Annotated in this window: 4 protein-coding genes and 1 pseudogene; all 5 read right to left on the reverse strand. The window is 61.7% G+C overall.

Annotated features, from left to right (window positions below; translation table 11 throughout):
* The coding region (locus WAW17_RS14570) for a hypothetical protein (protein ID WP_422333664.1) at nucleotides 1-712 on the reverse strand (712 nt) is incomplete at its 3' end.
* Nucleotides 713-946: 234 nt separating this feature from the next.
* Nucleotides 947-2,380: an IS1380 family transposase gene (locus WAW17_RS14575; protein ID WP_422333665.1), complete on the reverse strand. Its 1,434-nt coding sequence runs from the start codon at nucleotides 2,378-2,380 to the stop codon at nucleotides 947-949.
* Nucleotides 2,381-2,580: 200 nt separating this feature from the next.
* Entirely contained in the window at nucleotides 2,581-2,826 is a 246-nt protein-coding gene (locus tag WAW17_RS14580; RefSeq protein WP_422333666.1) for an Abi family protein, read from the reverse strand.
* Between the two features lie 271 nt (nucleotides 2,827-3,097).
* A pseudogene (locus WAW17_RS14585) lies at nucleotides 3,098-4,246 on the reverse strand (IS3 family transposase).
* 43 nt (nucleotides 4,247-4,289) lie between these two features.
* On the reverse strand, nucleotides 4,290-4,436 hold the full coding sequence (locus tag WAW17_RS14590) for a hypothetical protein (RefSeq protein WP_422333667.1): 147 nt from the start codon (nucleotides 4,434-4,436) through the stop codon (nucleotides 4,290-4,292).
* Nucleotides 4,437-4,534: the final 98 nt, after the last annotated feature.

The raw sequence follows: 4,534 nt of genomic DNA on the forward strand, positions 1-4,534 counted from the left end.
CGAGATCCACTAAAGAACCGGACGGTTGGGAGGGGTCATCGCCGCCAACTATTGCCTGTGCGATCCTCTTCAGTAGGGTTGTTTTTCCGACGCCATTTCTGCCAATTAATGCATGGATATTTGTGGGTGGTTTCGTGTAAGGATCGACGTTGAAGGATAAGGGGAATGTGAAGTGCAATGGGGACGGCTCGGGGAAATATGAAAAATTGTACTCTTGTAGAACTTCGAGCCCCGCGATTATTCTCCGGAATTGACCGGTTATCATGGGATAGCTTACACTTCGAAGTAATGACTGCTCGGTCACCTCGTGTCCGAGGGCCAGCTGCAAGTATGATTCGCTATAGGCGATATCATTCAATGAATGGAGTATTTCGTACCGTTGTTCCGGATCAATGCGTGACAGTTCAATATAGTAGTCTGCACTCACACCGAGGGAAAAGCATTGATCCGGAAGTTTCGTGTAGTATCCTCCCTCAAGCGGACGGTCTCCAGGTTCTAGTCCGGGATACGCGATCCTGACACCCCCGAGTGGAATCGCTTCAGAGGTTAAACTCGGCCAGTAGTAGGCATCGTACAGAGTTGTATACCCGTAGTCATTCCAGCCGTCTGGAACGAGGATGACGTCCGCATTATCGTCACGCCGCGGAAATCTGCGAGTATCGAGGACACATAACTTACGCAGCCTGGCTGGGTAGTATATGAATGGGTCCATTTCTGCTCCTTGATTCGTCTCGGTTTAGCATATGAAGGCACTGCCAGCTGAGATGTCCTAGACCCCAAAATGTAGATCGAGGCCTAAACCTGGATGCACCGATCAGCTGAGGAGGTTGGTGTGAGTGTGGTTGTGCTGCAGCGGGTGGGGTGCGAGCACGGGTGATCGTCCGACCTCTCGTGTCGGGTTGTTCCACTGGGTCTTTCGCATTGAGGCCGGACGGTTCCGCGGGCGTTAGGCGATTATCGGCTGATTTCCGCCGAAGGTGTTGTCGAACAGGGTGTGCCACGCTGTTTCCCACGGCCAGTGTGTGGGTAGGTGCAGCGTCAACCGGCGGGCCGAGGAGGCGATCCGAGCGGGGACCGAGACGATGGTGCGCCGGAGGGTGCCGGTGGTCGCTTTCGTCAGCTTCGGATCGCCGGTGAGGGTGCCGGCGGCACGGGTGAGGTTGAACGCCATCACCGCGCAGACCAGCCAGGCGGCGTTCGCCGAAAACGAGTTCGACGGGAGATGCGCGAGGGCGGAGTTCTTCAGGTCCGCGTGCACCTGCTCGATGACGGCGTGCTGACGGTGGGTTTTGTCGGCCGCGACGGTATCGAGGTCATCGGGGTCGGTGGTGGTGAAGAAGGCGTGGAACCGCCAGACGTCGAACAACGCGCCCTGGCCCTTGTCCTTGGGAGGTCGCAGGTCGGGGATGCGGCGCACCACCAACCGACCCGGGATGTGATGGGCCTTCTTCTGGGAGGTGAACGCGGTGAACGGTATCTCCGCGACCTCCGCCCGCGAGATCCAGGTGTCGCTGCCCTCGTCGTAGACGGCGTCGGTGTACTCGATGGGCGTCCACGCGGACTCGTCGTCGCCGATGGATGCGATCGCACGTTTGACGGTGGAGGTCAGGCGCACGGTCACCGAGACATCGGCGCCGGCGCGGAGCGCGGCACCGACGGTGGGATGGCCGTAAAAGGCGGAATCGCCGCGGACCAGAACCTTCGGCGCGCCGTTGCCTCTTGTCCCCGCAGCGTGGGTGCGCAGTCGGTCGACGGTGGCCAGGGCGTCGGCGACCATCCGGGCGGCCCCGCGCGGCGAGCCGCACGCTCCTCGGCGCAGGCGTTGGGTGACGATCACCGGCGCACAGGTCTCCGTGGTGACGGTGGCGATCAGGGCGTTCAGTCCGCGCACGCCGGAGTAGCCGTATCCGGAGCCTTGTTTGCCGTGCCCGTGCACCTCGATGATCGAATCGTCGATATCGACCAGCACCCGGCCGGTATCGATCCCCGACACCAGCGGGGTCTTCGCGGCGAGGTTGCCCAGGAACCGCGAGGCGACGGCGTCGAGTTGCCGGACGTGCCCGAAGGTGAATTCGCGGAGGAATGATCCGATCGTCGACGGTGCGTACGGGCGGTCGAAGATCGTCCCCATCGCCCCGTGCCGCAGGATCGCCAGGTCGGCGATGCTGTCGGCGCCCGCGACCATCCCAGCGACCAGGGACCCGATCTTGCGGCCCGGGTTGGCACCCTTGTCGGTCGGCACGCTCAGGTGCTCGTCGGCCAGCGTCAGCAGGCCGCTGGCCCGCGCCAACGCCATCACCGGGACCAGTCCCGCGGTCGCCACCAGATTCGAGTCATCGAACCTCGCCGCCGCGACGGGTCGGGTGTGAGATAGTTGCATCTGCGAGGTGCCCTTCGGTGTGGCTGAATCTGACCCTAGAGAAGTCTTATTCTTCCACTACGACAGGGCATTTCGCCTTTGTGACACACTCAGCCACTCATGCCGATCGGTGCATTCAGGCTAAACCAGGCTAGAGCAACGCGGTCGGGGGAGTTTGGGCCCCTGGGGGCACGCTACGGCGCCGCTGTCAGCGATCATTCTTAGAGATCGAGCACCTGCTGGAACGACGTGCCGGGCTGGAATCGGTCCTCGATCACCGGGGGACCGGTATTCGATCGACTACGAACACGAAACGGGTACCAGTAGCCGCTGAGCCGGTAGTACCCGACGGTGTCCAACCACCGCTCAGCGTCCAGGGGGTCCGCGATCGCCATCCCTCGTGATTCCAGCAGCTGCCGCTGCTGGGGAATGGTCTTGAACGGTTTACCGTAGGTGGGCTGGCTCAAAGGGCATAAGAAAACCAGCCTCCCCCTCGAATGAGCGGAAGGCTGGCCGTGTTGGTGGCAACTGTACCGGAACCCGACGACAAAACCGTGAAGCCGGCGCCACTGACGACGCCCGTGTCGCCCTCTCGCTGGAGGTCCATCGGCATAACTGATCCCGTCAACCTTCCCGCGGGTACTCGACAAGCAGGTCGCCCAGGGGTACTTCAGTTCTGGCTGTGGCAGGTCCCCGATAGTCGGACCACGTCGTTTTAGAGCCACGTTCTGATTGGTGTCAGTCGATCTCGCGCCCGTCCACCGGTTGGTGGGTATGGGTGCATCGGGCAGCGTACTCGGCCTGTGTCAGGTACCCCAGCGACGAGTGGCGATGCCGCTGATTGTGGTCGTCCTTGAAGTCCTCGATCACCACCCGTGCTTCGAGCAGGCTCGTCCAATGATTCCGATTGAGGCACTCCCTCCGTAGTCGGTTGTTGAAGGACTCGATGTGCCCGTTGTTCCACGGTGTCCCCGGCGGAATGTATGAGATTCCAATCCGGTCACGGCAAAACTGTTGCAGAACAGCGGAAATAAACTCCGGACCGTTGTCCATTCGCAACACCAGCGGCGGGCCGCCCCACAATGCGAACGCCTTGTCCAACTCCTCCGTCAATCGCTGCGCCGTGATCGAGCGCTCCACGATGTTCAGCACCGACAACCGGGTGTGCTCGTCGATCATCGACGCGATCTTGATCGTCTTCCCGTGGATGGTGGAGTCGAATTGAAAGTCCATAGCCCACACCACTTTCGGGGCATCGGCTTCGATCTGCGGCGACGAGCTGACACCGGCGCGTTTGCGTGGGTGATAGATGCGGACCTGCAGGCCTTCCTCCTTCCATAAGCGGTGCACCTTCTTCTTGTTCCACCAGTGCGCCCTTGCCGTGTCTCAGATGCGCCCAGGCGCGCCGAAACCCGTGCAGCGGGTGTTCGCGGGCGTAGGTGCGCAGCGTGGCCCTCAGGGCGGCGTCCGGGTCTGCGGGTGTCTGAGCGACGGGCGTTCGTGCGTAGGTGGAGCGGGCAAGCCCAACTGCTTTGCACGCCAAACGCTTCGACATGTTCATCGTAGTGACGAGCATGTCAACGGCGCGGCGTTTGGCGGCTGGGCTCAGAATTTTCCCTTCGCTACCTCCCGCAGTGCGTCCTTCTCCAACTCGGCGTCCGCGAGCAGGCGTTTGAGTCGGCTGTTCTGCTCCCGGAGCTCCTTGAGTTCCTTCGCCGCGTCGGTGTCCATACCGCCGTACTGACGGCGCCAGTTGTACAGCGTCGCCGCAGACACCTCGAGTTCGGCGGCGATTTCCTCCTGCGTTTTGCCCGCTGCGGTGAGCTCGTCGGCACGGCGCAGCTTGCGCACGATGTCCTCCGCGGAGTTCCGCTTACGTCCAGCCATGTTCCCCATCGTCCTATCTGCCCACGTCACGGGCAACAGGACTCTAAAACATAACGGCCCCGCTCGCCGGGGACACGCCACGTCCGATGCCGAGTTGCCGGCACGCCTCGATGCTGCCCACTCCGGCCGCCAACTGCGCCCAATACTGCGTCTCCAGATCGAGTCGCCGCTTGCGTCCTCTTCGTCCCATCCACACACCCCTCTTCTATCTGGAGTGTTGCGACCAATACTTGAACCCGCCAGCCATACCGTGGTCAGACACCCGATGACTACAAGTCTGCAAATCTT

Source organism: Rhodococcus sp. (in: high G+C Gram-positive bacteria), from assembly GCF_049286785.1.
In the GTDB taxonomy this organism is placed as follows: Bacteria; Actinomycetota; Actinomycetes; order Mycobacteriales; family Mycobacteriaceae; genus Rhodococcus_F.